General features: G+C 43.5%; 23 protein-coding genes, 4 pseudogenes and 1 riboswitch. Of the genes and pseudogenes, 8 read left to right on the top strand and 19 right to left on the bottom strand.

All coding sequences use genetic code 11. From position 1 onward, the window contains the following. Positions 1–84 precede the first annotated feature (84 nt). Entirely contained in the window at positions 85–315 is a 231-nt protein-coding gene (locus O3644_RS07915; RefSeq protein WP_005592360.1) for a DUF1797 family protein, read from the bottom strand. Between the two features lie 241 nt (positions 316–556). Here O3644_RS07915 and O3644_RS07910 point away from each other — a divergent pair, with 241 nt between their 5' ends. Further along, the gene (locus O3644_RS07910) at positions 557–2,830 is read left to right on the top strand and encodes an AAA family ATPase (protein WP_371595426.1); all 2,274 of its coding nucleotides are present in this window, start codon (positions 557–559) and stop codon (positions 2,828–2,830) included. A 125-nt stretch (positions 2,831–2,955) separates the two neighbouring features. On the opposite strand, the pseudogene O3644_RS07905 reads toward O3644_RS07910, so the two are convergent. The 8 genes and pseudogenes from O3644_RS07905 to O3644_RS07870 form a co-directional block, all read right to left on the bottom strand. Beyond that, a pseudogene (locus O3644_RS07905) lies at positions 2,956–4,991 on the bottom strand (cation:proton antiporter). 12 nt (positions 4,992–5,003) lie between these two features. Then, the gene (locus O3644_RS07900; protein ID WP_371595425.1) at positions 5,004–5,258 is read right to left on the bottom strand and encodes a hypothetical protein; all 255 of its coding nucleotides are present in this window, start codon (positions 5,256–5,258) and stop codon (positions 5,004–5,006) included. Between the two features lie 46 nt (positions 5,259–5,304). Further along, positions 5,305–5,853: a class I SAM-dependent methyltransferase gene (locus O3644_RS07895; protein ID WP_371595424.1), complete on the bottom strand. Its 549-nt coding sequence runs from the start codon at positions 5,851–5,853 to the stop codon at positions 5,305–5,307. After that, complete coding sequence (locus O3644_RS07890) at positions 5,847–6,794, bottom strand: TIGR01212 family radical SAM protein (protein WP_371595423.1); 948 nt, start codon at positions 6,792–6,794, stop codon at positions 5,847–5,849. Before O3644_RS07890 ends, O3644_RS07895 begins: the two co-directional genes overlap by 7 nt. Positions 6,795–6,853: 59 nt before the next feature. Next, positions 6,854–7,153: an MGMT family protein gene (locus tag O3644_RS07885; RefSeq protein ID WP_371595422.1), complete on the bottom strand. Its 300-nt coding sequence runs from the start codon at positions 7,151–7,153 to the stop codon at positions 6,854–6,856. Positions 7,154–7,254: 101 nt separating this feature from the next. Continuing rightward, complete coding sequence (locus O3644_RS07880; protein ID WP_148878019.1) at positions 7,255–7,905, bottom strand: phosphatase PAP2 family protein; 651 nt, start codon at positions 7,903–7,905, stop codon at positions 7,255–7,257. Beyond that, positions 7,895–8,458 (bottom strand): ECF transporter S component, encoded by a 564-nt coding sequence (locus O3644_RS07875; protein ID WP_045498937.1) that lies wholly within the window; start codon positions 8,456–8,458, stop codon positions 7,895–7,897. Before O3644_RS07875 ends, O3644_RS07880 begins: the two co-directional genes overlap by 11 nt. A 154-nt stretch (positions 8,459–8,612) precedes the next feature. After that, positions 8,613–8,831, bottom strand: a riboswitch (FMN riboswitch). A gap of 80 nt (positions 8,832–8,911) precedes the next feature. Continuing rightward, entirely contained in the window at positions 8,912–9,421 is a 510-nt protein-coding gene (locus O3644_RS07870; protein WP_371595421.1) for a tRNA (cytidine(34)-2'-O)-methyltransferase, read from the bottom strand. 304 nt (positions 9,422–9,725) lie between these two features. Between O3644_RS07870 and trkA the strand changes: the two genes are divergently transcribed. Further along, the gene (gene trkA / locus O3644_RS07865; protein ID WP_314042760.1) at positions 9,726–11,075 is read left to right on the top strand and encodes a Trk system potassium transporter TrkA; all 1,350 of its coding nucleotides are present in this window, start codon (positions 9,726–9,728) and stop codon (positions 11,073–11,075) included. Positions 11,076–11,079: 4 nt separating this feature from the next. Continuing rightward, positions 11,080–12,519: a TrkH family potassium uptake protein gene (locus tag O3644_RS07860; protein WP_371595419.1), complete on the top strand. Its 1,440-nt coding sequence runs from the start codon at positions 11,080–11,082 to the stop codon at positions 12,517–12,519. Positions 12,520–12,567: 48 nt separating this feature from the next. Here O3644_RS07860 and tnpA read toward each other — a convergent pair. Together tnpA and O3644_RS07850 are read right to left on the bottom strand one after the other, a co-directional pair. Further along, positions 12,568–12,958, bottom strand: a pseudogene (gene tnpA / locus O3644_RS07855) (IS200/IS605 family transposase). A gap of 228 nt (positions 12,959–13,186) precedes the next feature. Next, the gene (locus O3644_RS07850) at positions 13,187–13,354 is read right to left on the bottom strand and encodes a hypothetical protein (protein ID WP_371595452.1); all 168 of its coding nucleotides are present in this window, start codon (positions 13,352–13,354) and stop codon (positions 13,187–13,189) included. A 133-nt stretch (positions 13,355–13,487) separates the two neighbouring features. On the opposite strand from O3644_RS07850, the gene O3644_RS07845 reads away from it, so the two are divergent. Together O3644_RS07845 and O3644_RS07840 are read left to right on the top strand one after the other, a co-directional pair. Then, positions 13,488–14,282 carry an ABC transporter ATP-binding protein gene (locus tag O3644_RS07845; RefSeq protein ID WP_371595418.1) on the top strand — a complete coding sequence of 265 codons (795 nt, stop codon included), beginning with the start codon at positions 13,488–13,490 and terminating at the stop codon, positions 14,280–14,282. Positions 14,283–14,332: 50 nt separating this feature from the next. After that, positions 14,333–14,536, top strand: a pseudogene (locus O3644_RS07840) (beta-carotene 15,15'-monooxygenase); the annotation flags it as partial. 287 nt (positions 14,537–14,823) lie between these two features. On the opposite strand, the pseudogene O3644_RS07835 reads toward O3644_RS07840, so the two are convergent. Continuing rightward, positions 14,824–15,057, bottom strand: a pseudogene (locus O3644_RS07835) (bacitracin ABC transporter permease); the annotation flags it as partial. Positions 15,058–15,119: 62 nt separating this feature from the next. Then, a complete protein-coding gene (locus O3644_RS07830; protein WP_371595417.1) occupies positions 15,120–16,733 on the bottom strand; it encodes a ribonuclease Y in 1,614 nt (537 codons plus the stop codon). Between the two features lie 277 nt (positions 16,734–17,010). Between O3644_RS07830 and O3644_RS07825 the strand changes: the two genes are divergently transcribed. Further along, positions 17,011–17,493, top strand: a complete 483-nt coding sequence (locus O3644_RS07825) for an S-ribosylhomocysteine lyase (protein ID WP_005590897.1) — start codon at positions 17,011–17,013, stop codon at positions 17,491–17,493. A 95-nt stretch (positions 17,494–17,588) separates the two neighbouring features. Here the strand turns inward: O3644_RS07825 and O3644_RS07820 are convergent, their stop codons facing one another. The 6 genes from O3644_RS07820 to O3644_RS07795 form a co-directional block, all read right to left on the bottom strand. Then, complete coding sequence (locus O3644_RS07820; RefSeq protein WP_125378832.1) at positions 17,589–18,278, bottom strand: response regulator transcription factor; 690 nt, start codon at positions 18,276–18,278, stop codon at positions 17,589–17,591. 9 nt (positions 18,279–18,287) lie between these two features. Further along, positions 18,288–19,712 (bottom strand): NADP-dependent phosphogluconate dehydrogenase, encoded by a 1,425-nt coding sequence (gene gndA / locus O3644_RS07815; RefSeq protein WP_371595415.1) that lies wholly within the window; start codon positions 19,710–19,712, stop codon positions 18,288–18,290. 162 nt (positions 19,713–19,874) lie between these two features. Beyond that, on the bottom strand, positions 19,875–21,338 hold the full coding sequence (locus O3644_RS07810) for a flotillin family protein (protein ID WP_125378834.1): 1,464 nt from the start codon (positions 21,336–21,338) through the stop codon (positions 19,875–19,877). 180 nt (positions 21,339–21,518) lie between these two features. Further along, positions 21,519–22,202, bottom strand: a complete 684-nt coding sequence (locus tag O3644_RS07805; protein WP_371595414.1) for a Bax inhibitor-1/YccA family protein — start codon at positions 22,200–22,202, stop codon at positions 21,519–21,521. 19 nt (positions 22,203–22,221) lie between these two features. Continuing rightward, entirely contained in the window at positions 22,222–22,713 is a 492-nt protein-coding gene (locus tag O3644_RS07800; protein WP_048766208.1) for an HD domain-containing protein, read from the bottom strand. Positions 22,714–22,757: 44 nt separating this feature from the next. After that, entirely contained in the window at positions 22,758–23,498 is a 741-nt protein-coding gene (locus O3644_RS07795; protein ID WP_371595413.1) for a TrmH family RNA methyltransferase, read from the bottom strand. Positions 23,499–23,639: 141 nt separating this feature from the next. Here O3644_RS07795 and O3644_RS07790 point away from each other — a divergent pair, with 141 nt between their 5' ends. Both O3644_RS07790 and yidC read left to right on the top strand, forming a co-directional pair. Beyond that, positions 23,640–23,918 carry an acylphosphatase gene (locus O3644_RS07790; RefSeq protein ID WP_371595412.1) on the top strand — a complete coding sequence of 93 codons (279 nt, stop codon included), beginning with the start codon at positions 23,640–23,642 and terminating at the stop codon, positions 23,916–23,918. An 81-nt stretch (positions 23,919–23,999) separates the two neighbouring features. After that, complete coding sequence (gene yidC, locus O3644_RS07785) at positions 24,000–24,920, top strand: membrane protein insertase YidC (protein WP_371595411.1); 921 nt, start codon at positions 24,000–24,002, stop codon at positions 24,918–24,920. The last annotated feature ends 79 nt before the right edge of the window (positions 24,921–24,999 follow it).

Genomic DNA, 24,999 nt, shown 5'->3' with positions numbered 1-24,999 from the left:
CCACTTATACATTTTTCTTATATAAAGTTATAAGATTAAAAGACTGAGCTTGACGAGCAAAATAAAAAAGCAGAAGCCTGCTTTTTAGTATAATAATTCATAAATTTCCATGGCAATCAAGTCAATACTATCGAAAGTATAAGTCTCACGCGCTGCCACATCACGCAGAGTAAAAATTGGTCCATTTTCTTCGTCGTAGCTGTACGCCACTTCGGCAACAACTACTCCTTCACGTTCAAAATTACGTTTTAAATTTCCACCATCTTTGGCCATAGCTTCCAAACGATTGATGATTCTAACTAAATGTGATTCCATTTTATTTCTCCTATTTACTTGCTTCTCCCCTATTTTACCATAAAAAGAAACTGAAATACCAGTAAAAGACCATTTTTTTCTCTTTTTCGCGCTATAATTTCTCAAAAAATCAGTCTCAGGGAGGATTTTGTAGTAAATTCTTGCATTGTGCAAGAATACTGATATAATGAAACTATAATACTTTGACTATTTTTGACCATTTAAAAATAGGTGGATCTACGGCCAAAGAAAGAGGTAGAATATGCTTTGTCAAAATTGTAAAATCAATGAATCAACCATCCATCTCTATACAAATGTAAACGGAAACAAGCAGCAGATTGACCTTTGTCAAAACTGCTACCAAATCATGAAGACAGACCCTAACAATAGCCTTTTTCGAGGACTGACTCAGGCTAACAACCAAGGAATTGACCCTATTGACGATTTCTTTAACAGTCTTGGTAATTTCCAACAACCCCAAGAACCAAATCCAAATATCCCGCCAACTCAATCTGGAGGAGGCTACGGTGGCGGTGGCTATGGTGGCAATTCCAATCATGGAGGTGGAGCACGCCAACAGGCTCCGCAAAAGCCAAAAGGTCTCCTAGAAGAGTTTGGTATCAATGTGACTGAGATCGCCCGTAAAGGAGAGATTGACCCTGTCATCGGTCGGGACGAAGAGATTACTCGTGTCATCGAAATCCTCAATCGTCGTACCAAGAACAATCCTGTCCTTATTGGAGAGCCCGGTGTCGGAAAAACAGCTGTGGTGGAAGGCTTGGCCCAGAAGATTGTGGATGGGGACGTACCTCACAAACTCCAAGGCAAGGAAGTTATCCGCCTAGACGTTGTCAGCCTAGTACAAGGGACTGGTATCCGTGGCCAATTTGAAGAGCGGATGCAGAAGCTCATGGACGAGATTCGCTCCCGTCAAGATGTCATTCTCTTTATTGATGAAATCCATGAAATCGTAGGAGCTGGATCTGCTGGCGATGGCAATATGGATGCCGGAAATATCCTCAAACCAGCTTTGGCTCGCGGAGAACTCCAAATGGTTGGGGCTACTACCCTCAATGAATACCGTATCATTGAGAAAGATGCAGCCCTCGAGCGCCGCATGCAGCCGGTCAAAGTAGACGAGCCGACAGTAGAGGAAACGATTACCATCCTCAAAGGGATTCAGAAAAAATACGAAGACTACCATCATGTCAAGTACACAGACGCGGCCATTGAAGCTGCGGCACTTCTCTCCAACCGCTACATCCAAGATCGCTTCCTGCCAGACAAGGCTATCGACCTCTTGGATGAGGCTGGTTCTAAGATGAATCTGACCCTCAACTTTGTTGATCCCAAGGTCATTGACCAACGTCTGATTGAGGCCGAAAACCTCAAGGCTCAGGCGACTCGTGACGAAGACTTTGAAAAAGCGGCTTACTTCCGCGATCAGATTGCCAAATACAAGGAACTTCAGAAGACGAGCGTGCTAGATAACGATATTCCAATTATCAGCGAAAAAACCATTGAGCATATCGTGGAGCAAAAGACCAATATCCCAGTTGGTGACCTGAAGGAAAAAGAACAGTCTCAACTGGTTAACCTCGCCAGCGACCTAAAGGCCCATGTCATCGGTCAAGACGATGCTGTGGATAAGATTGCCAAGGCTATCCGCCGCAATCGGGTCGGACTAGGAAGTCCTAATCGCCCAATCGGCAGCTTCCTCTTTGTCGGACCTACTGGTGTCGGTAAGACTGAGCTGTCTAAGCAACTAGCCATTGAGCTCTTTGGCTCTGCTGACAGCATGATTCGCTTTGATATGAGTGAATACATGGAAAAACACAGCGTGGCCAAGCTGGTCGGTGCCCCTCCAGGCTACGTCGGCTATGAGGAAGCTGGCCAGTTGACCGAGCGCGTCCGCCGCAATCCATACTCGCTCATTCTACTGGATGAGGTAGAAAAGGCCCATCCTGACGTCATGCACATGTTCCTGCAGGTTCTGGATGATGGCCGCCTAACCGATGGTCAAGGTCGGACTGTCAGCTTCAAGGACACCATTATCATCATGACATCCAATGCCGGAACGGGCAAAGCTGAAGCCAGTGTTGGCTTTGGGGCAGCGCGTGAAGGCCGCACCAACTCCGTCTTGGGTGAGCTGGGTAACTTCTTCAGCCCTGAGTTCATGAACCGCTTCGACGGCATTATCGAATTCAAGCCACTCAGCAAGGACAACCTACTGCAAATTGTCAACCTTATGCTAGACGATGTCAACCAGCGCTTAGCAACTAACGACATTCATCTGGATGTTAAGGAGAAGGTCAAGGAAAAATTAGTTGACCTAGGCTACGATCCAAAAATGGGCGCTCGCCCACTGCGCCGTACCATTCAGGACCATATCGAAGATGCTATTACTGACTTCTATCTGGAAAATCCAAGCGAAAAAGATCTCAAAGCTATCATGACTAGCAATGGAAAAATTCTCATCAAATCAGCAAAAAAGGCTGAAGCAGAAAAAACTAAGCTCGATGAAAGCCAAAGCTAACTGACTTTAACTCTGCGTCTTGATAAACTTTTTAAAACAAAGCAAAAAGAGAACGGAATACTTTATCCGTTCTCTTTTTGAATTCTATTTAATTTTTAGTGGAGCTCACTGGATAGCCTTATCTTCTAGCGCTCTCTAGCGTAATTAACCATGTCGTAGGGCAGGGTATTGGCTCTTTCTTTCAGTGAGTAATTCTCTAAATTATTGACATTTTGGCGCAGGCGTTTTGCATAGCTACTTGAGATCAATTTCTTTTTCTCGTATTCAAAGATAATTTTTCTCTCCAAATAATAGCCCCAGATCATTTCTGAGATGTTATTGGGCTTGAATCGCGCAATAACACGCTCGATGAAGGCACCACTACCGATGATCTCCGTTTCTCTTAGTCGAGATTCCTGCAAAAAAGTAATTAGAGAAGGCTTATAGATGCCCTTTAGATGTTCCAAACTTTCGATAATGACTTCGGTATTGGACAGATAAAGCTCTGCTATATCCTCCATATCCTCAGCAGTTAGATGCTTAGCTCCACCTTGCCTCCAAGAGCGCCATCTAGCACCAAGGGTGACGATTTCATGGAGCAACATGCGCAATACGCGCAATGTAACGAGAAACTAAGTTTCGATTGATGCCCTGCTCAATATTATGTAGGTAACGCTGATAAAGATGATAGCTACGATCGCTGATTTTTCCTTCCTCAAAAGCTTGCTCCAGACCATCATTTTCGATACTCAAAATCAATAATTTCAGAGCTGCCAAGTCTCGCTGAGTGGCCTTGTCTTCCTGTTCAAGGATTAGGTTTTCGATACGACCATGGTAATTGTCAATAGCCGCATAGAGAGGTGCCTTAGCCTTAGCTTGCTTGAGGCCTGCTTCCAGCTCACTCACCACTTCATTTAAAATAGCAATGTGCATCAGGTGCTCGGCTTCCTCTTCTCTTTCCTCAGACAGATGAGGAAGAGTGAGTAAACCTGTCAGAAAGCTCAGAAAGGTGACACCTGCAACCAAGAAAAGCAACAAAGGATGATCTTGCTCCAATTGACTCGGAATCAAAAGAATAGTCGCAATGGAGACGGTTCCTTTGACACCTGAAAAGGTCAGCAGCAGCATTTCCTTCAGGTAGTTTCCAACATTCTTGTGCAATCTTCTGATTCGAATGAAGTAAAAAGTGAACAACATGACAAACCGAAGGGCAAAGAGTAGGAAAGTCAGAAGGACAATGCTCACGAGTAGCAAGAGATTATCGTAAATCGGGCTCTTTAAGATTGGCTCTGCAATCATCTCCAGCTCTATTCCTAAAATGATAAAGACAGAGCCATTAAGCATAAAGTTCACTGTATTCCAGATGGTTTCCGTGACCGAATCCACCTGGGCTTCCAGAAGCGTTATCCGCTTGAAGCGGCTAGCTTTAAAGATACCTGCAACGACTACTGCAATAATCCCTGAGACATGAATTTCCTCTGCTAAAAAGAAGGTAACCAAGGGTAGGCTCAGCTCCAGCAAGAGCTCACTAGCAATATCTGATACTTGGGCACTCATCAGCAATTTATGCAGCCAGCGATTAAGGGCTGCGCTGGCCATCCCGACGGCAAAACCACCGATAATGGAAAGAACTAAGGATATACTAGCTTTTCCTAGGGAAAAACTTCCTGTAGTCCAGGCCAAAAGAGCCACACGAAAAGCAACTAGACCAGACGCATCGTTGAGCAATCCCTCTCCTTTTAGGATATTTTCCACCCGCTTGGGGAAGGAAAAACGTTCTGATAGGGAAGCAAAGGCAACCAAGTCTGTTTGGACCCAAAGCGGCTCCTACGGCAATGCAGGCCGCCAAGGGCAAAGCAGCCCAGAGAAGATGGGCCAGATAGCCCAAACCAAGCGTTGAAATAAAGATAACTGGAAAAATCAAATACAAAATGATTCGCCAGTGCTTGAGAATACTGGTAATATTGCTTTCCTCAGCCTCCCGAAAGAGCAATGGCCCAATTACCAAGGCCAAAAATAGCTCTGTATCTAAATGAAATTTCCCCTGAGGAAGGAGAAAACCAAGCGAAATTCCCAGCACAATTTGCACTAGAGGTAAAGGAAGCTGGGGCAGCAAGCGATTGGTCACATTCGATACAACCAACAGGAGTAGAAAAACAATCGTGTAGAGAAGGATTTCCACTTTGAACCTCCTTTATCTTTGCTGGCAGCACTCTTTAAACAATTCTTTTTGCGCTGAAATCTTTTGATCGATTTTGGATAGGTCGCGGTGCTCAATCATCTTTTGGCAGCGCTCCATTTCTAAATTCACCAATTTTTTCTTGATTCGCAGCATTTTTTTATTCATTTTGGCCTCGTCCAAAAGGCCAGCAGTCATTTCTTCATTGGCAGACTCGACGTATTTGTTTCGTAAGCCAGCCAATTTTTCATGCAAATATTGTTTATCCATTTTTCTCCAAATGATTCCTTAGAAAGTTTTTAAAACTTCGAAATTCTTATTTTCTTTTTAATTTCTCAATCATAACCAAAAAAGGCGGATTGTTAATCTGATTGATGGTCTTGTAGAGGGCGACAGTGAAGTCCTGCTGGGGCAGCTGACTGACGAAGTCTAGCACCGCATCTTTTTCAACTTCACCACCTTCATGCCCATAGTAAATCATGATAGCTGCGCGGCCGCCTTTTGCTAAGCCTTGACAGACCTTTTCCAGAGCTTCCAGCGTCGTATCGGGTCTTGTAATGACAGACTTGTCCGCCGAAGGCAGGTAGCCAAGATTAAAAATAGCAGCCTTGAAATGGTCCGTGTATTGGTCCAGAGTCTCATGCCCAGCCAAGATTAGCTGGGCATTGTCCAAGCCAGCTTCTGCCAAACGCTGGCGGGTTTTTTCCACAGCCTGCTCCTGAATGTCAAAAGCATAGACTTGTTTGGCCAATTGAGCCAAAAAGAGGGTGTCATGTCCGTTGCCCATAGTAGCATCCACTACGGTGTCTTCCTTGGTCACGACTTCAGCCAAAAAGGCATGGGCCATTTGTAAAGGTCTTAACATACGAATTTCTGCTCCTTTGCTTTACAGCCTTGCTTGCTGCCACGACGACGCATTTCTGCCTCGATGGCATTGAGAACTTCCCATTTATTGAGGCTCCACATGGGGCCAATCAACATATCTCGCGGGGCATCACCTGTGATACGGTGGATGACAATATGCTTGGGGATAATCTCCAGCTGGTCACAGATAATGGAGACATACTCCTCCTGACTGAGCAGCTGCAGCCGCCCTTCGTGATAATCCCGCTGCATACGGGTATTGGTCATCAGGTGAAGCAAGTGGAGCTTGATTCCTTGAATGTCATTATCCGTCACACAGCGGCGGACATTTTCCAGCATCATCTCATGAGTCTCTCCCGGCAGGCCGTTGATCAAGTGAGAGACAATCTCCGCCTTGGGAGCCAGCTTACGAACGCGCTGGACCGTCTCCACATAAAGCTCATAAGAATGAGCACGGTTGATAAGGTCTGAAGTTTCCTCATAAGTGGTCTGAAGCCCCAGCTCCACGGTCACATGCATGCGCTCAGACAGGTCAGCTAAGTAGGCGATGGTCTCATCAGGCAAACAGTCGGGCCGAGTTCCGATATTGAGGCCAACGACACCTGGCTCGTTAATGGCTTGCTCATACCGCTCACGGATCACTTCAAGCTTCTCATGGGTATTGGTGAAATTCTGGAAATAAACCAGATACTTACGAACATCCGGCCACTTGCGGTGCATGAAGTCAATTTCCTTATAGAACTGCTCGCGAATGGGCGCATCAGGCGCCACGATGGCATCACCAGAACCCGAAACAGTACAGAAAGTACAGCCTCCATGCGCTACCGTACCATCCCGATTGGGACAGTCAAAGCCCGCATCAATGGGCACCTTAAAAGTCTTTTCTCCAAAAAGTTTTCGATAATAATCATTCAAAGAATTGTAAGATTTCATACCTTCCATTCTACCACAAAAAGGAGCCTAGAAACAAAAATTTCCCCCTTCACTAAGAAAGAAGAAAATCATGCCTCCCACTGATAACGCTTGAGGTCCACACAGCCATTGGACTTCAAGTCTACTCCCTCCGCCCAGAGCAAGTGTGCTTGGTCTTTCCAGCCTGGTGCGAGGCGCCCTTCCGCATTGACCACCCGATGGCAAGGATGCTTGCCATCATAAAGCTCCGACTGGCTGAGAATCTTCCCAACTAAACGGGCGTTTTTAGGCCGCTCAATCAAACGAGCAATCTGACCATAGGTCGCCACGCGCCCAGCAGGAATCTCATCCACAAGAGCTAAAACCGACTTGATGATTTCTGGATTCAAAACGGATACCACCTCCTGATCTTACTTGCTCCTATCTTAAAGAAAGAGACTTTCTTTGTCAAGACAAAAAGGCCAGCAAAGCCAACCTTTCTCATCTCTATTTATTTCTGCTTTCCTGTGAAGCGCCATTGAAAGCGCAGCTGGTCATAAAAGGGAAATTCGATATTGAGAATGGCAAAGCCCATCAAGGCTCCTCCGATCACATCCGTCGGATAGTGCACGCCCAGATAGACTCTGGATGCCATAATGGTCAAGATAAAGAGCAAGAGCAAGCCCTGTACCAAACGCTTGATTTGTTGATTTTGCATCCGTTGCTGGACGATAATAATCAAAGTTCCCACCACAATAGCTGTCGCCATGGCATGCCCACTTGGGAAAGAATAGCCTCCCTCTTCGACCAAATGCAAAATACTTGGCCGGCTTCTTTGATAAACGAGTTTAATCAGCTTAATCAAAATCCCATGTAAGACCAGATTTCCAGCTAGCAAGGCAGCTTCGATCTTCCATTTTTTATAAAGGAAAAATAGGACTAGGGCAGAAACCCAGATAATAATCCCCAGCGGGTCAATGAAACTGGTGACCAGTTTGAAAAATGTCGTCAAAGCTGTGGGGAAGTCTCCTCGCAGCCAAGTTTGAATCGGGCTATCAAAGGCAACTAGCTGCTCTGGATAAAACTTGACCATGTAGCCTAATATGACGAAAAGTAAAAGGGCAAAACTGCCCTTCATTAAAAATGTTTGTTTATCTCTCATAATGTTTTAAGGTTGGTTTCAAGAGGACGTATAACAACCAGAATGAAACAGCAAAGATTACACCCTCAATCAAGTTGAAAGGTAATACCATAGTCATGAGGTAGTTGGAAAGTCCCATAATTTTTCCAATATCAAAGTTGGCAAACTTCGCGTACAAAGGAACAGCGTAAACATAGTTGAGAACCAACATAGCCACGGTTAAACCAATAGTCCCAGCTAGAGAGCCTAGTAGGAAACGAAGGGTTGTCCGTTCCTTTTTCCAAATCAAAGCAAAGACGATGACAAAAACTCCCAAAGCTACAATATTCATTGGCAAACCAATGTAAGTATTCACTCCCTGGCTGTTAAGAAGCAGTTTCAAGAGTGAGCGAAGCAAGAGAACTCCTAGAGCAGCAGGCAAATCCATGACCACCAAGCCCACAAGGACTGGCAAGATACTAAATTCGATCTTGAGGAAGGATGCCGCTGGTAAAAGCGGGAAGTCAAAGTACATCAGCACAAATGAGATGGCTGATAGAATTGCAATGGTCGAAAGTCGACGTGCGTTTGTCATAACAGGTTCCTCCAATTTTCTATAAAATCAGAAGAAGTTAGAAAGGATTCCTCTATCTATTCTCACTTTTTATATCCCAAAAGTTCCCTCTCACTCCATCAAAGCAAGCGGTTACAGTTTAGCTATAAATCTATCAGAACAGACAAAGCTATTCTTTCGTCTTCTCCCATCCAGACTATACTGTCGGTTGTGGAATCGCACCACATCAGCTTTCGCTCGCGGACTTATTTGGCTAAGATATTTTAGATTTATCTAGGCGTTGCAGTCGAAGATAATACTTAAAGTATATCGCGACAAGACAACGACGAGAAAGCTAAAATAGCTAGTCAAAATTACCGCCGGTCGGGAATTTCACCCTGCCCTGAAGACCCTTTAATCATAACAAAAAACGCTTGCAAGTGCAAGCTTTTTGATTGATGTAATCAATATTATTTTAACTTAAGTATTTTTCATTTATTTCAACTTATCCGCTTCGTATTCATGCACCAAGTCCAGTCCAGCAAAGTTCTGTTGGCGTAGGGCTTCATAGACAATCATACAGACCGTATTAGAGACATTTAAGCTGCGGACATGCTGGTCATTCATGGGAATGCGCAAGGCCTTTTCTGGATGCTGGCGCATAAATTCCTCAGGCAATCCCTTATCTTCACGACCAAACATGAAATAATGCGGCCCTTCTGCTGCGAAATTCTCCTCCGAGTAGACCTTCTCGGCAAACTTAGAAATCAGATAGAGCCGTCCGTCCATCTGCTTCATAAAGTCGTCTAGACTCTCATGGAAGCTAATATCCAGCTTATCCCAATAATCCAGTCCAGCCCGCTTCATCTTACGGTCGTCAATAGGAAAGCCCATGGGCTTGATGATATGGAGGGGAGAGTTGGTCGCTGCACAAGTACGAGCAATATTGCCTGTATTCTGTGGAATTTGTGGTTCAAAAAGGACGATGTGATTTTGCTGAGACATAATTTTTCCTGATTTTCATTAGAATAAAAAAATAGCCACACTGCCCGGAGTCAAGCTCAGCAAACAGCGTGGTTAAGGCATCATTAACTTACATCACAACAGGTTTGATGTAAATCAATGAGGGTACTTTCCTAGTATATCATTTTCTTCTGACAAGTCAATAAAAATGACCCCAAAAAGTGAGATTTTTGTAGGATTTCTTTTGAAACAGCTTCCTATTCTGTAAAAAACGACTTTATTGAGATTTATAGATGAAATTTTATATAAAAAAAGGTATGATAGATACATATTCGGGAGGAATAATATGAAAATTATCGTCGTCGGAAGCGGGAAGGTCGGAGCCGCCCTTTGTCGCTCGCTCGTTGCTGAAAAGCATGATGTCGTTTTAATTGAGCAAAATGAAGCTGTTCTAAATCATATTACAAAACGTTACGATATTATGGGCATCGTTGGAAATGGTGCGAATTTTAAAATCTTGGAGCAGGCAGATGTTGCCCACTGTGATATCTTTATTGCCATGACTGAGCAGGATGAGGTCAACATGGTTTCAGCCGTTCTCGCAAAGAAAATGGGAGCTAAAGAAACCATTGTCCGTGTCAGAAATCCTGAATACTCTAATGCTTATTTTAAAGAAAAAAATATTCTAGGCTTCTCTCTGATGGTCAATCCTGAACTCCTCGCTGCTCGTTATATTGCCAATATTATTGATTTTCCTAATGCCCTGTCATTGGAGCATTTTGCTAATGGTCGAGTGACCTTGATGGAGTTTAAAATCAAGCCAGAAAGCTATCTCTGCCAAATGAATCTCTCGCAATTCAGGAAGCATTTCCCCCACGTTATTATCTGTGCTATTGAGAGAGAGGGCACACTCAGTATTCCAGATGGGGATTTCACCTTGCAGCCATCTGATAAAATCTTCCTGACTGGAAATCGTTCAGAAATTGTCCGCTTCCACAATAAAATCCGACCAAGAGTCATCAAGAGCCTCATGATTATCGGGGCAGGCAAGATTGCCTATTATTTATTGAATATTCTCAAAAATAGCAAGATTGAGCTCAAGGTCGTCGAGATCAATCGCCAGCGGGCAGAGTTCTTTAGCCAAGAATTTCCTGATCTCTACGTGGTCAATGGAGACGGTACAGCCAAAGATATTCTACTCGAGGAAAGAGCTGCACATTACGATGCAATAGCTACTCTGACAGGCGTCGATGAAGAAAATATCATCACCTCAATGTTCCTCAATAATCTTGGCGTTCAAAAAAACATTACCAAGATCAATCGGACAAGTCTCCTCGAGATTATTGACAATCAAGACTTCGCAAGTATTGTCACGCCAAAAGGGATTGCTGTTGATACCATTATGCACTTTATCCGCGGACGGAATAACGCGCAATTCTCCAGCCTAGAAGCCTTGCACCATGTAGCAAATGGCCAGATTGAAACGCTCCAATTCCAGATCAACGAAGGAAATAAAATGATCGAACAGCCTCTTTCTCAGCTCAAATTGAGGAGCGGGGTGCTGATTGCTGCTATCATTCGTCAAGGCGTAGCCATTTTCCCAAGTGGAGATGACTATTTGGAAGTCGGAGATAAGATCATCGTGACAACCTTGATTCAAAACATCGATAAGATTTACGATTTGTTAGAGAGGTAGCCCCATGAATAGACCTATGATTCGCTTTCTCCTCTCCAAACTCCTGCTCATCGAAGCAGCCCTCTTGTTGGTTCCAACAATCGTTGCCCTGATCTACCACGAAGATCTTGAAGTCTTCCTTTCTATCGGCGCGACAATGATTATTTTAGTGATTTTGGGTGGATTAGGTTCAGCCTTTAAACCTAAAGATGCCCACATTTACACTAAGGAAGGGGTACTGATTGTTGCCCTTTGCTGGATTCTCTGGTCCTTCTTTGGCGCTCTGCCTTTTGTCTTTTCTGGCCAGATTCCGAATCTAATTGATGCTTTCTTTGAAGTCAGCTCTGGCTTTACCACTACTGGTGCCACAATCTTAAACGATGTATCTGTCCTTTCCCACTCCCTCCTCTTTTGGCGTAGTTTCACCCACTTGATTGGAGGAATGGGGGTGCTGGTCTTTGCCTTAGCTATCATGGACAATGCTAAAAATGGCCACTTAGAAGTCATGAAAGCGGAAGTTCCTGGACCAGTTTTTGGCAAGGTCGTGTCGAAATTAAGAAACACTGCCCAGATTCTTTATATTATCTATCTAGCGCTCTTTGCCCTTTTTGCCTTTCTTTATTTCCTCGCCGGCATGCCACTCTTTGATAGTATCGTCATCGCAATGGGAACGGCTGGTACAGGAGGCTTCACTGTCTTTAACGACGGAATTGCCCACTATAACAGTTCTCTAATCACCTACCTTGTCAGCTTCGGCGTTCTGACCTTTGGGGTAAACTTCAATCTCTACTATTATCTCTTGATTCGAAGATTTAAAGCCTGTTTTCATGACGAGGAGTTGAAAGGCTATCTCTGGATTGTCCTCACTGCCACTATTTTGATTAGCTTCAATGTTCTAAATGTTTACGGGGAATTTGCAAAAAGCTTAGAAATTTCATTTTTCCAAGTTTCCAACATTATTACTACGACAGGATTCGGCTATGGAGATACCGTACAGTGGCCCCTCTTCTCACAAATCATTCTGCTGCTGCTCATGTGTCTAGGTGGTTCTGCTGGCTCCACCGCTGGCGGTTTCAAAGTGATCCGTGCCATTATCATCGGTCGCATCGCTAAAAACCAAATCCTTTCCACACTTTCGCCAAACCGCGTTCTAACCATGCATATCAACGGCGCTGTTTTGGATAAAGATACCCAACACAAGGTTCTTAAATATTTGGCAGTTTATATTTTGATTATCGCAGCTTTGATTTTCATCATCAGTCTGGACAATAACAATCTAATGACTGTTACCAGTGCTGTCATCAGCTGTTTCAATAATATCGGACCAATGATTGGGACAACCGAGACTTTCTCTATCTATAGTCCATTTTCTAAATTCCTACTTTCTCTTGCCATGATTGCAGGACGTTTAGAAATCTATCCTATCCTGCTTCTATTCCTACCAAGAACCTGGTCTAATAGATAGCAGGAAAATAGCTATCATTACTTGACTAAAGCCTGTAAAAACGGGCTTTTATCTTGTTCTAAAACTACCATATAAAAATTGCTCCTCGTACTCTTTGACACTTAACTTTTCAAGGACAATGTTATTTTTTCCCAATCCCGAATATATTTGGCAACTGTCTTTCCGTTTAGGCCAACGATGCTTACATATTTATCAAATATCCCGTGAAATCAAAACTCGAAAGTTTTGGAGGGATCAAGACAAGTATGTGACCATGATCTGGCATCATCTGTCCCTCAATAATTTCCACACCTTTGTATTGACATAGATGAAGAAAAATCTCAATGGGATCTCGTCTTATTTTGTAGTGAATGATTTTTCTGCGATACTTGGGGGTAAATATGATAGGATATTTACACATCCATTTGGCATGTGATAAACTGCAACCGGTTTTAGCCATTTCCTTTTCCTCCTTTGTCTTACCTGAACAAGTAGATTATACTAGAAAAAAGAAATGAAAGCTCAAAGCCTTGGCAGCCACCAGCTTATGTGGTAGTTTTCTTGTTTTTCTCTACGAGAAAAACTGACTTGAAGACATAATGAAAATAAGGCGGAAGGCCCTTCTTCCGTCTTATTTCTGGTCTCGAGACTCTGGAATCAATCGATTCCTAAGCTCTTCGTTCTTCTTCTACTGCTGAGTTTCCTTGTGATTATCATAGCGATTAACCAAGAACTTGGCGATTTCTTTGAGGATAGAATAAGTCGGGATTGCCTCGATCATCTCTAGTACACCATAGATATTGCTGGATAAGAGCAAGAGTACCATGATGATAATAGGAAGATCCTCATCTGACACCAGATAAAGAAGATAATCATTAGCAAAAGGACCTACATCAGCTTACTTTTATAAAACATCTGACTCCTCCTATCGGTTATTTTATCCTAAATTTTGTTATAATAAAGAAGATTTAACGAAAGAAAGAGTAAAAATGGAAAAGATTATCAAACTGGAAAATGTAAGCTTGGCTAAACAAGGCCGAACCATCTTAAAAGATCTCAACTGGCAGGTGAAAAAGGGGGAGCATTGGGCCATCCTCGGTCTCAACGGTTCTGGAAAGTCTACTCTTCTGCGCCTGCTCATGGCTGAGCATTGGAAGACCCAGGGCAAGGTGACGGTTCTGGATACGGAATTTGGCGCCGGCGACATTCCTCAGCTGCGAACTAGGATTGGAGTAGTTGGGTCCTTCATTGCTGAACGCCTGCCTAGCCATCTCACTGCCGAAGAAATCGTCCTGACAGGCAAGTATAAAAGCAGTATTCTCTACGCTCCTTACGGACAAGAAGAACTGGACCAAGCGAGGGAAATGCTGGCCTCCATTGGCGGGCAAGAATTGATTGGCCGAAGCTACGCCAGTCTGTCTCAAGGGGAAAAACAGCTCTTGCTGATTGCCCGCAGTCTCATGGAAAAGCCAGAACTGCTTATCTTAGACGAAGCGACCAGCGGTCTGGATCTCTTTGCCCGCGAGCGCCTGCTGGATCAGATTGGTAAGATTACGCAGATGGACCAGACTCCAACTATCCTCTATGTCACCCACCATGTAGAGGAAATCACTGCTGCTATGGATCATGTTCTGCTCCTAAAAGAAGGGAAAATCATAGCCCAAGGTCCTAAAGAAGACATTCTTCAAAAAGAGGTCATGGATCGCTTCTATCCTCAGCCAGTCGAGCTGATTGAGCTGGGAGAAGACCGCTATTTCGTCAAGGTGGAGGTCAGATCCTCATGAAGCAATTTTCTAACACCATCTTCAAACTGGGCTAGTTTCTGATTCTGACCATGACTGCGATTGCCTTACTTTTCCTGTCTGGGCAGATTCTGCTGTCCCATACTTACATCCCTTTGAGGACTGTTGAGGGGGGGCAATTCGTCAGTAATCCCTGGTATTTCTATCCTATCCTCCTGCTCTTTCTCCTCAGCCTCTTTTTAATCCGGCCCCTGCTAGAAAAAGTTCAGACCAAGCATCTTTTTTGGATTTTGTCCTTCACTTGACTGATACCCATAACGAGATTTTCCCTTGTTCTAAAACTACCATCTGAGAAAGCTTTGACACTTAACTTATCAAAAACAAGGTCATTTTTTCCCAATCACGTATATTAGAAACTATCTTTTCATTTAGGCCAACGATATTCACATAGTCCCCTCTCCCCCAAAACTTTCGATTGTCATAATATAACCCCTCTTGTTTTTCAATCTGAACAGGAGGGGTTGTTTTGATTTGAAATGAATCAGACTTGGCTTTGTGTTATTAGCATTTTCATCACCTCATTTTAATCGTAATCAGCATACCTCCACCAAGCCATTGTTGCGATAAGACCTAGAATACTTACCCCAAATAAACTGACAATGCTCCCAAAATTCAATAGTGCTTTTCCTGCAATACCACTTGCGAGTGCAGGAATCGCCCATGGAATGTATTTCCCAAAGTTAAGAGCAGAACCAAGCTGAGAAAAAATAATAGTAAAAATAATAAATGCCAATGGTGACAAATATCCCCGGCCAAGCACTGGCAGTTTAATACTTCATTTAAAACAAACAAAAAGGTCGAGATATTGTCTCAACCTTTTTATTTAGCATAATCAACTGCTCGCATTTCGCGAATGACTGTGACCTTAATATTTCCTGGATATTCCAAGGTGTTTTCAATCTTTTCACGCACATCATGTGCCAAGATTGTAATCTTGTCATCCTTGATTTTCTCTGGACTGACCATGATTCGGATTTCACGACCTGCCTGAAGGGCAAAGCTTGTCTTAACCCCTTCAAAGCTATTCGCAATTTCTTCCAAATCTTGCAATCGCTTGATGTAGCTTTCCAGCGACTCACTGCGAGCTCCTGGGCGAGCTGCACTTAGGGCATCCGCTGCTGCAACGATGACTGCAATGACACTCTCAGGTTCTACATCTCCGTGGTGGCTAGCAATGGTATTGATAACAACTGGATGTTCCTTATACTTGCGAGCTAACTCAGTTCCGATTTCCACGTGGCTACCTTCTACTTCTCGATCGATAGCCTTACCAATATCATGGAGGAAACCTGCACGACGAGCCAAGTTAACATTTTCACCCAACTCTCCAGCGATAACTCCAGCCAATTTGGCAACCTCAATCGAGTGACGGAGAACATTTTGTCCGTAGGAAGTACGGAACTGCAAGCGACCCATGATCTTCATCAAATCAGGATGCAGATTAGGCGCTCCGATTTCATAGGCTGCGGCTTCACCATACTCTCGAATACGGTTATCAATCTCTAAGCGATTCTTTTCGACCAATTCCTCGATACGAGCCGGATGAATCCGACCATCCTTGAGAAGAGCTTCCATAGTCATCCGAGCAATCTCACGGCGAACTGGATCGAAACCTGAAAGAGTAACCACTTCAGGCGTATCATCAATGATAACATCAATCCCTGTCAAGCTTTCAAAGGTTCGAATATTGCGACCTTCACGTCCGATAATCCGTCCCTTCATGCTGTCATCAGGAAGATGAACCGTTGAATTGGTCTGCTCAGCCACATAGTCACCAGCAATCCGCTGCATAGCTTGAACCAAGATATCCTTGGCCACCTTGTCCGAACGCTCTTTGATATCCTGCTCTGCTTCCCGAATACGAGTCGCAATCTCCTTGGACAACTTGTCCTCGGTCTTGGTCAAGATAATCTCACGCGCTTCCGTCTGAGTCAAGGACGCTACCCGCTCAAGCTCAGCTTCTTTTTGCTTCTCTAGCTCAGCTACTTGTGCTTCACGCGCATCAATGTGTTTAGCTTTATCAGTCAGACTTTGTTCTTTGTGCTCCAAAGTCTTTTCCTTGTTGGTTAAATTATCATCTTTGCGGTCAAGACTACTTGCACGCTCTGTCAAGCGGCTTTCAATTTGTTTTAACTCCTGACGCTCAGACTTAAATTCTGCATCAACCTCTTCACGATATTTTCTGGCTTCTTCTTTTGCCTCCAAAAGTGCTTCTTTTTTAAGCGAACTGGTTTCGCGCATCGCTTCTTTGACAATCAAATCAGCTTCGCGTTCTGCCTGACCGCGTAAATTGGTTGCTTCTTGTTCAGCATTTAAAAGAGTAAGTTCCGCAGCTTCTTTAGATGCTTTCATCTTAACCGCGATTCCTACATACCCAATCACTAAACCAATGATGGCAGCAAAAACAAAAGCAGCTATTGTATATAAGCCCATGTTTTTACTCCAAATCTATTTAATTATTGAATTCAAAATTCCTTTTTATTCTATCATAAATAGCAGAAATTCACAAATCAATTTTTTGAAAAAGAAGGCCGTTTTTTGCCTATTATTGGGCGAAAAGGCGCTAAATCAAAGAATTTAATATATAAAATTTTTTTATTTCCTAACTCTTATTTTTTTATGCTATAATCAAAAGGAAGTGTTTGAAATGTCGCTTTTGAAACCTGATCTCATTTTCAGGTTCCAATTTTAAAATTTTAAAGGAGAAATCATGTCTAAAGAAGTTATCGTTGAAAGTTTTGAGCTTGACCATACAATTGTAAAAGCACCCTATGTTCGCCTCATTGGCGAGGAAACTGGCCCCAAAGGAGATATTATCTCTAACTTTGATATTCGCTTGGTACAGCCAAATGAAGACTCTATTCCGACTGCTGGCCTGCATACCATCGAGCACTTACTGGCTATGCTTATTCGCAAGCGAATTGACGGTATGATTGACTGCTCGCCTTTCGGTTGCCGCACAGGTTTCCATATGATTATGTGGGGACAGCACTCAGCAACCGAAATTGCCCAAGTCATCAAATCTTGCTTAGAAGAAATCGCTGAAACGACTACTTGGGAAGATGTCCCTGGTACTACTATCGAATCCTGTGGCAATTACAAGGATCATAGCCTTTTTTCTGCCAAAGAATGGGCGAAACTCATTCTCAGCCAAGGGATCTCTGACAATGCTTTCGAGCGCCATGTCCTCTAAGCAGAGGGATTTTAATCTTCTAGGATTTTATTATTTGCGCTAAAAATAAAAAAATTAACCCGTCCTACTGGAAACAGAGGGCGGGTTTATTCTTTTTATTCCTGCATAGCATAGCCGATACCACGGACAGTTTTGATATAGCTGGTCTGCCCAGCAACATCAATCTTACTACGTAGGTAACGAATATAGACATCTACTACATTAGTTTCAGTGGCACCTTCATACTTCCAGACACGTTCCAGAAGCTGCTCGCGACTCATGACCTTTTGGTTGCTCATCAACGTCACTAATAGATCATATTCTCGTCGTGTCAAGGCAATCACTTCCTCTCCACGATAGACGATATGATTTTTCAAATCAACTCGTAGATTGCGGTAAGCAGTCGGTGTTTTTAGCTTGCTACAATGCTGGTCGATAAAGTCCCGACCTCGAAAGATATCGGATACTTTCTCAACCAAATCACTGATAATAAAAGGTTTGACGGTATAGGAAACAGCAAAGCGCTGAATCTCATCTGCATGTTCTTTGATTTCTTCACGGCTGGCTAAGACGATAATAACTGAGGCCGGCTTGAACAAACTCAGTTGCCTAGCAAACTCACTAGCGGTCATATCCTGCAGGTCATAATTAAGCAAAAATAGATCATAGTCATTTTCTTTAGCTAGTGCCAAACCTTGACTTCCTGTCTCAACCACATCCAAAAGAAATGCTTCCTTTTGCAGTTCCAAAGTCACAAATCGTGCAAGATTCTTTTCATTTTCTACTAATAAAATTCGCTTTGCCATAGGCCTATCCTATTTTTCGTCATACCAAGAGTAGTGGAAGGTTCCTTCTTTGTCTTTACGTTGGTAAGTATGAGCACCAAAGTAGTCACGTTGTGCTTGGATCAAGTTAGCTGGAAGGTCCGCTGAACGGTAGCTATCAAAGTAAGTAATGGCTGCTGAGAAGGTTGGTACTGGTACGCCAGCTTGAACAGCAAGAGCTACGATATCACGCACTGCTTGTTGGTACTTAGCAGTAACGTCCAAGAAGTACTCATCCAAAAGAAGGTTAGCAAGATCTGCATCGCGGTTGTAGGCATCCGTGATCTTTTGCAAGAAACGTGAACGGATGATACAACCATCGCGCCAGATAGATGCGATATCTGCAAATGGCAAGTTCCAATTATTTTCTTTAGAAGCTACACGTAATTGAGCAAAACCTTGTGCGTATGAAATGATTTTTGAGAAGTAAAGGGCTTGACGGATCTTTTCGATCAACTCGGCCTTGTCTCCTTCAAATTTGAAGGCAGCTGGTTTTGGAAGCACCTTGCTAGCATGTACACGCTCTTCTTTGTATGTAGAGATGTAGCGAGCAAATACTGACTCAGTGATGAGTGACAATGGCACACCAAGGTCAAGCGCTGATTGGCTAGTCCATTTACCAGTTCCTTTGTTTCCTGCAGCATCGAGGATGTAATCTACGATTGGTCCATCTTGACCTTCATCGTCTTTACGGCTCAAGATATCAGCTGTGATTTCGATCAAGTAGCTATCAAGCTCGCCTTTATTCCACTCAGTAAAGATTTCAGCCATGTCTTCTGCAGAAAGGCCGAGCAAGTGTTGCATCAAGTCATAGCTTTCTGCGATCAATTGCATATCACCGTACTCGATACCGTTATGAACCATCTTCACATAGTGACCAGCTCCGTCAGGACCGATGTAAGTCACACATGGTTTGCCATCTTCAGGTGCTTTAGCTGAGATTTCTTCGAGAACGTCAGCTACCAATTCATAGGCTTCTTTTTGTCCACCAGGCATGATAGAAGGTCCTTCAAGGGCACCTTTTTCACCACCAGAAACACCAGTACCGATAAAGTTGATGCCTGAATTTGCTAATTCTTCATTACGACGGATTGTATCTTTGTAGAAAGTGTTTCCTCCGTCGATCAAGATATCGCCCTTGTCAAGATGTGGAAGAAGGGCTTGGATAGTAGCATCTGTACCAGGTCCAGCTTGAACCATAAGCATGATACGACGAGGTTTTTCGATAGATTGAACGAAAGACTCTACATCGTAGCTAGGCACGAATTTCTTTTCAGGGTGACAAGCGATTACATCTTCCGTTTTATTTGCTGAACGGTTATAGATGGCAACAGTATAGCCACGAGATTCAATATTGAGAGCCAAGTTACGACCCATCACGGCCATACCGACAACACCAAAGTTTGCTTTAGTCATTTTTTACTCCTATAGTCATAGTTGTTTAATTTGTTATATTTTAACATTTTTACAAGGTAATGAAAAGTATTTAGCTGATTGAAATGCTTTTCTGGGGGAGGACAAACAAACAGCCAGAAGTTCCAACTCCCAGCTGTTTGGATATCTTAGACACATTTAGATTTATTTCTCATCAACTTCAATGACCGCTTGTTCATCTTGTTTGAGCTTGTTGACAGTCATATTGACGCCAAGTGCTCCAGCTAACAGTTGACGAATGTCAAAGCCTGCTCCTTGGGAAACTTGGTCAATGCTCTGCATGATGTCGCCGACCATTTTAGAAGCGTTGCCTTCACCATACATGGTAATCTTATCTACCTTGGTCAATGGCTCTGCTACCGCGCGAGCGATTTCTGGCAATTTATCGACAATCATTTCCGTAATCGCAGCTTCCTGCATCTTCTTCATGGCTTCTGCTTTCTTGTCCAAACCTTGGGCTTCCGCTTCTAGTTTAAGACGAATGGCTTCCGCTTCTGCACGTCCTTTGGCTTCAATAGCTTCTGCTTCTTGCAGTTGCGCAAATTTCTCAGCCTCGGCCTGAGCCTTGCGGGCTTCCGCTTCTTTTTGTGTTTCAAAGAGTTCCGCTTCGGCCTGACGCTGACGTTCAATCAATTGCGCTTCTGCGGCCTGTTGACGGGCATATTTTTCAGCTTCGGCTTGCTTGCGGATATTGGCATCCAATTCCTGCTCACGGACCTTAACTTCCCGTTCTTTGACTTCCGCTTCTTTTTCCTGCTTCATGATGTTGGCTTCTGCTGCCACACGTTCTTGTTCACGACGTTGGATTTCAGCCTCAATCCCTTTAGCCGCGTCCGCTTTAGCTTGCGCAATATCTGCCTCCTGCTTGAGGGCTGCTTGTTTCAGTTTGAGTTCATTTTGCTTTTGAGCAATTTCCAAGTCAGCGGCCACGCGCTTGTCGTTAGCCAACTTGTCCTGCTCAGCCTCAACTTCCTTGCGCTCACGTTCAGCCTTAGCTTTGGCAATCAGGGCGTCTTTCTTAATCGTTTCGACATTTTCAATACCGAGGTTGTCAATCACGCCGCCTTCATCAGAGAAGGATTGAACGGTAAAGGCAATGACTTCCAGACCCATCTTAGCCAAATCTGGCGCCACGTTATCTTGCACTTTAGAAGCAAATTCCTGACGGTCATTGACCATCTTGCGCAGTTCCATCTGGCCGATTACCTCACGAAGGTTCCCTTCGAGAACATCTTGGACAGAGTTGGAAATATCTGTTGTGTTCCAATTAAGGAAGTTTTCTGCCGCACGCTCAATCATTTCATCCGTAGTACCAATCTTCAGCTTAACAGCCGCATCGGCACGAACGTTGATAAAATCAAGTGTTGGCACAGACTCAGAAGTACGGACGTCGGTAGAAAACTGCTCAATATCCAGATAAGAGCGCTGCTCTACAAAAGGAATCATGAAGCCAGCCTTACCTCTTAAATGACGCTGCTTACGCAGACCAGTAATAACGACTACTTCATTTGGCTTAGCATTGACATAGCCCTTAGCCAAAAGAATAATAAGCACAATGGCTGCAACGATTGCAAAAATCAACCAGCCTGGGATAAATAACATATCCATAGAAACTTCCTTTCTTTTCCAGAGCAATAGACGAGTGCATTGCCCAAATATATTTTTAGTTAGTATATCAAAAAATTAACAGTTTGCAAAACTTTTACTGCTACTCCTATCCAACTTCCAAAATTCCCCTCAAACAAAAAAGATAGCTCCTCATTCATCAAGGAAACTATCCATGTTTTATTAGTCATTTCTTCCAAAGATACGAAGAATGCTGAGGAAGAGGTTGATAAAGTCAAGGTAGAGGCTCAAAGCTAGAGAAATAGCCCAGCCAAGACCTGCCTGTCCACCCGTTTGCTCATAAACGTAGCGAATTTTTTGATTGTCCCAAGCAATCAACCCTGCGAAAATGACGACGCTGACGTAGCTGACAATATAGTCTATCATGTCGCTACCAAGGAAAATATTGACAAAACTTGCAATCACAATCCCAATCAGGCTCGCAATCATAGCACGGCCCATGCCAGATAAATCTTTTTTAATGATGACGCCCATGGCTGCCATAACAAGGAAAACAGCCGCACTAACTGCAAATGCTTTGAAAACCACGCCTCCTGTGTACATGGCCACAATGAAACTCATGGTAAATCCGTTTAGGGCTGAGTAGCTCAAAAAGAGAGGAAGAGCAGCTGGACTATTGCGGAGGCCTCTGCTGGAAGCTGACCAAACCAAGGCCAGTTCAATAAAGATAGCTCCATAGTAAATCCAGCTATAATGGAGCAAAATCTCAACTAGAGCTGTCTGGAAGGTCGTCAGCATTAAGCCTGAAACCAGTGCAGAGATGGCAATTCCCATCCCAACAAATCCGTAGACCTTAGAATAAAAACTAGAAAGTCCACTGTTTTCTTGAATAATTGTATTGTTCATAATGTCTCCTTTTTACATTTTAACTTTTCATCATCTTTCGATGATATTTTTTACGTCCACTCAGCTTTTGTCGCCAAGGTGCCGTCGCTTCTTTGATCGCCCAATACTTATCCACCATGGTCACAACGAAGGACTCCTTGTAGCGGGGTGGTGCTAAGGTCGCTCCCCACATGTGCTTGATGATAATATCTTCCTCAACTCGATTGAGCTTGGTAATCTTGCGGGCATTTCGGACTGCTAGGCGGGGATGAACCCAGGCATGACTCTTTTTAAACTTGGTTTCGCGCCAGTCATAATAAAATAGATCATGCAGAAGAGCACCTCGTGCCGTACTGCGGGCATTCCAGCCAAATTTTTTAGCAATCTTATAACTAGTATAACTGACATTGATTGAATGTTCAAGCCGATTGGAATGAATATGATGGGTAATTCCTTTTAAGCGTTGGACGCTGGGCTTCTCAATCAAATGCCCCACATAGGCCATAAATTCATCATCTTCTCTGTAAGGCATATCATCACCTCCATTTCGTTTTATTATAGAGAGATTTCTAAAAGCTAGCTTAAAGCAAACATCAGAATGCCGGCTGCCACAGCAACGTTAAGACTTTCAGCCTGCCCCTTCATGGAAATGTGAACCAGAACATCAGCCGCATCCGTCATTTCTTGGCTGATTCCCTGACCTTCATTGCCCATGACTAGGAGGAAATTTTCATTTTTTTCGACCTTTTGATAATCCACAGAATCTTCTGATAAAGTCGAAGCCAAAATTTGCAGGTCACTTTGACGAGCTAGGGCCAGCATATCCTCTCTGCTCACGCGATAAATGGGCAGATGAAAATGGCTGCCCTGCATAGAACGCAAGGTTTTGAGATTGTAAATGTCAGCGGAGTGACTAGAGATGAAAACTCCTTGATAACCCGCCGCATCCGCTGTTCGGATGATGGTTCCGACATTGCCAGGATCCTGCACATCTTCTAAAAAGAGGTAGGCACCTTCCAGCTTTTCTGGAATATTCTGCTCCTCAAAGGCTAATTCTGCAACGATTCCCTGAGGAGTCTTGCTGTCTGCCAAATCACTCAGAATCTCTGGACTGACAAAAATCGTCTGAGAAAAGGCTGCCAAACGCTCTTCGTACTCTGCCAAGGCAAAAATTCGCAGAATCCGTGCCTGACTGACCAGAGCCTCCTCAAAAAGATGCCAGCCCTCAATCAAATACGACTCGCTACGATATTTTTTTTGATGCAGCTTTTTAGCTTTTTTTACCACATTATTGGCTTTTGAGGTTATAATATTCATAAATACATTATAACACAATCTAGCAGTTTTGAACTCATCCTCTAGACTTAGCTTCAGAGAAAATCTTGTCTCCAGCAAGCAACCGCTCGCTGCGCTATGGGCTGATAAGCGAGTTTCAAACCGCTACAAAAGGAGGTAACGATGCAAAAAGTAAGAATGATCGCGCAAGGACGAGTCCAAGGCGTCGGCTTTCGTTGGGGCGTTTACTCCCTCGCTCTACAAATCGGCAGGATTACTGGTCGCGTCTGGAATAACGACGACGGTACAGTCGAAATTTTGGCTCAAGCTGAAAGCTCTGCCCTCATGGCCAAGTTCATTCAAGAAATCCGCAAGGGTCCAACTCCTTTTTCAAAAGTCAGCTATTTAGATGTCACCATAGACAATTTTGAGTCCTATACTGACTTTAAAATTGCAAATTAGGTCTGGAGAACTATTGTATATTTCCTTAAAAAACAGTAGAATAGATAGGTATTATTTTTTAGAAACAAAGGAAATGAACTCGTGAAAACATTTAAACGTATTTTATTCTCTGGAATGAGCTTGTCCCTCCTTCTATTATTGACAGGGTGTGTCGGACGAGACAAGGCAGGTAATCCTTCTGGTATTATTTGGGACGTGCTTGGTCAGCCTATGGCAGATAGCATCCAGTTCTTTGCCAAGAATTCAGGTCTTGGTTATGGTCTAGCGATTATTATCGTTACACTCATCGTGCGGCTGATTATTTTCCCACTGGGAATCTATCAATCTTGGAAAGCTACTCTTCAATCAGAAAAGATGAACTACTTCAAGCCCATCTTTGCCCCTATCCAAGAACGGATCAATAATGCCGAAACTCAAGAAGAAAAACTAGAAGCGCAGCAAGAACTTATGGCTGCTCAAAGAGAAAATGGTCTGAGTATGTTTGGCGGTATCGGCTGCCTCCCTCTACTCATTCAAATGCCTTTCTTCTCAGCCCTCTTCTTTGCTGCCCAATACACAAACGGTGTAGCCAGCAGTACATTCCTTGGCATCAATCTTGGAAAACCTAGTCTAGCCTTGACTCTCATTGTCGGTGTACTCTACTACATCCAGTCACTTCTCTCCCTACATGGTATCGAAGATGAAACCCAAAAAGCGCAGATGAAGAGTGCAACTTACATGAGCCCGATTATGATTGTTGTCTTCTCCTTCATGTCACCAGCAGCTGTGACGCTCTACTGGGTAGTCGGTGGTTTCGTTCAAATTATCCAACAATTCATCATTAACTACTTAATGCGTCCACGGATTAGAAAGCAAGTAGCGGAAGAATACAAAAAGAATCCTCCTAAAGCCATGAGCAATGCAGGTCGCATCAAAGATGTGACACCAAAAGCGAGCCAAGCAATCACTCAAAACAATAAAAAGAAAAAGAATCGCAACGCTGGTAAACAACGTTCTAGATAAATAAACTATCCATTTCCCTCCAAGATTTCCTATCTAATCTTGGAGGGATTTTTTTCTACTCGTTCTAATAATACTAAAA

The sequence above is a fragment of the Streptococcus sp. 27098_8_113 genome, from assembly GCF_041432545.1.
Taxonomy (GTDB): domain Bacteria; phylum Bacillota; class Bacilli; order Lactobacillales; family Streptococcaceae; genus Streptococcus.
Note: the sequence above shows the minus strand (reverse complement) of the source record. Positions and strands in the feature narration are given on the sequence as shown.

What these genes read in the sequence shown, in the direction of transcription:
- O3644_RS07915 (WP_005592360.1), bottom strand. Translation starts at nt 315, where the DNA reads ATGGAATCACATTTAGTTAGAATCATCAATCGTTTGGAAGCTATGGCC.
- O3644_RS07910 (WP_371595426.1), top strand. Translation starts at nt 557, where the DNA reads ATGCTTTGTCAAAATTGTAAAATCAATGAATCAACCATCCATCTCTAT.
- O3644_RS07900 (WP_371595425.1), bottom strand. Translation starts at nt 5,258, where the DNA reads ATGGATAAACAATATTTGCATGAAAAATTGGCTGGCTTACGAAACAAA.
- O3644_RS07895 (WP_371595424.1), bottom strand. Translation starts at nt 5,853, where the DNA reads ATGTTAAGACCTTTACAAATGGCCCATGCCTTTTTGGCTGAAGTCGTG.
- O3644_RS07890 (WP_371595423.1), bottom strand. Translation starts at nt 6,794, where the DNA reads ATGGAAGGTATGAAATCTTACAATTCTTTGAATGATTATTATCGAAAA.
- O3644_RS07880 (WP_148878019.1), bottom strand. Translation starts at nt 7,905, where the DNA reads ATGAGAGATAAACAAACATTTTTAATGAAGGGCAGTTTTGCCCTTTTA.
- O3644_RS07875 (WP_045498937.1), bottom strand. Translation starts at nt 8,458, where the DNA reads ATGACAAACGCACGTCGACTTTCGACCATTGCAATTCTATCAGCCATC.
- O3644_RS07870 (WP_371595421.1), bottom strand. Translation starts at nt 9,421, where the DNA reads ATGTCTCAGCAAAATCACATCGTCCTTTTTGAACCACAAATTCCACAG.
- trkA (WP_314042760.1), top strand. Translation starts at nt 9,726, where the DNA reads ATGAAAATTATCGTCGTCGGAAGCGGGAAGGTCGGAGCCGCCCTTTGT.
- O3644_RS07860 (WP_371595419.1), top strand. Translation starts at nt 11,080, where the DNA reads ATGAATAGACCTATGATTCGCTTTCTCCTCTCCAAACTCCTGCTCATC.
- O3644_RS07845 (WP_371595418.1), top strand. Translation starts at nt 13,488, where the DNA reads ATGGAAAAGATTATCAAACTGGAAAATGTAAGCTTGGCTAAACAAGGC.
- O3644_RS07830 (WP_371595417.1), bottom strand. Translation starts at nt 16,733, where the DNA reads ATGGGCTTATATACAATAGCTGCTTTTGTTTTTGCTGCCATCATTGGT.
- O3644_RS07825 (WP_005590897.1), top strand. Translation starts at nt 17,011, where the DNA reads ATGTCTAAAGAAGTTATCGTTGAAAGTTTTGAGCTTGACCATACAATT.
- O3644_RS07820 (WP_125378832.1), bottom strand. Translation starts at nt 18,278, where the DNA reads ATGGCAAAGCGAATTTTATTAGTAGAAAATGAAAAGAATCTTGCACGA.
- gndA (WP_371595415.1), bottom strand. Translation starts at nt 19,712, where the DNA reads ATGACTAAAGCAAACTTTGGTGTTGTCGGTATGGCCGTGATGGGTCGT.
- O3644_RS07810 (WP_125378834.1), bottom strand. Translation starts at nt 21,338, where the DNA reads ATGGATATGTTATTTATCCCAGGCTGGTTGATTTTTGCAATCGTTGCA.
- O3644_RS07805 (WP_371595414.1), bottom strand. Translation starts at nt 22,202, where the DNA reads ATGAACAATACAATTATTCAAGAAAACAGTGGACTTTCTAGTTTTTAT.
- O3644_RS07800 (WP_048766208.1), bottom strand. Translation starts at nt 22,713, where the DNA reads ATGCCTTACAGAGAAGATGATGAATTTATGGCCTATGTGGGGCATTTG.
- O3644_RS07795 (WP_371595413.1), bottom strand. Translation starts at nt 23,498, where the DNA reads ATGAATATTATAACCTCAAAAGCCAATAATGTGGTAAAAAAAGCTAAA.
- O3644_RS07790 (WP_371595412.1), top strand. Translation starts at nt 23,640, where the DNA reads ATGCAAAAAGTAAGAATGATCGCGCAAGGACGAGTCCAAGGCGTCGGC.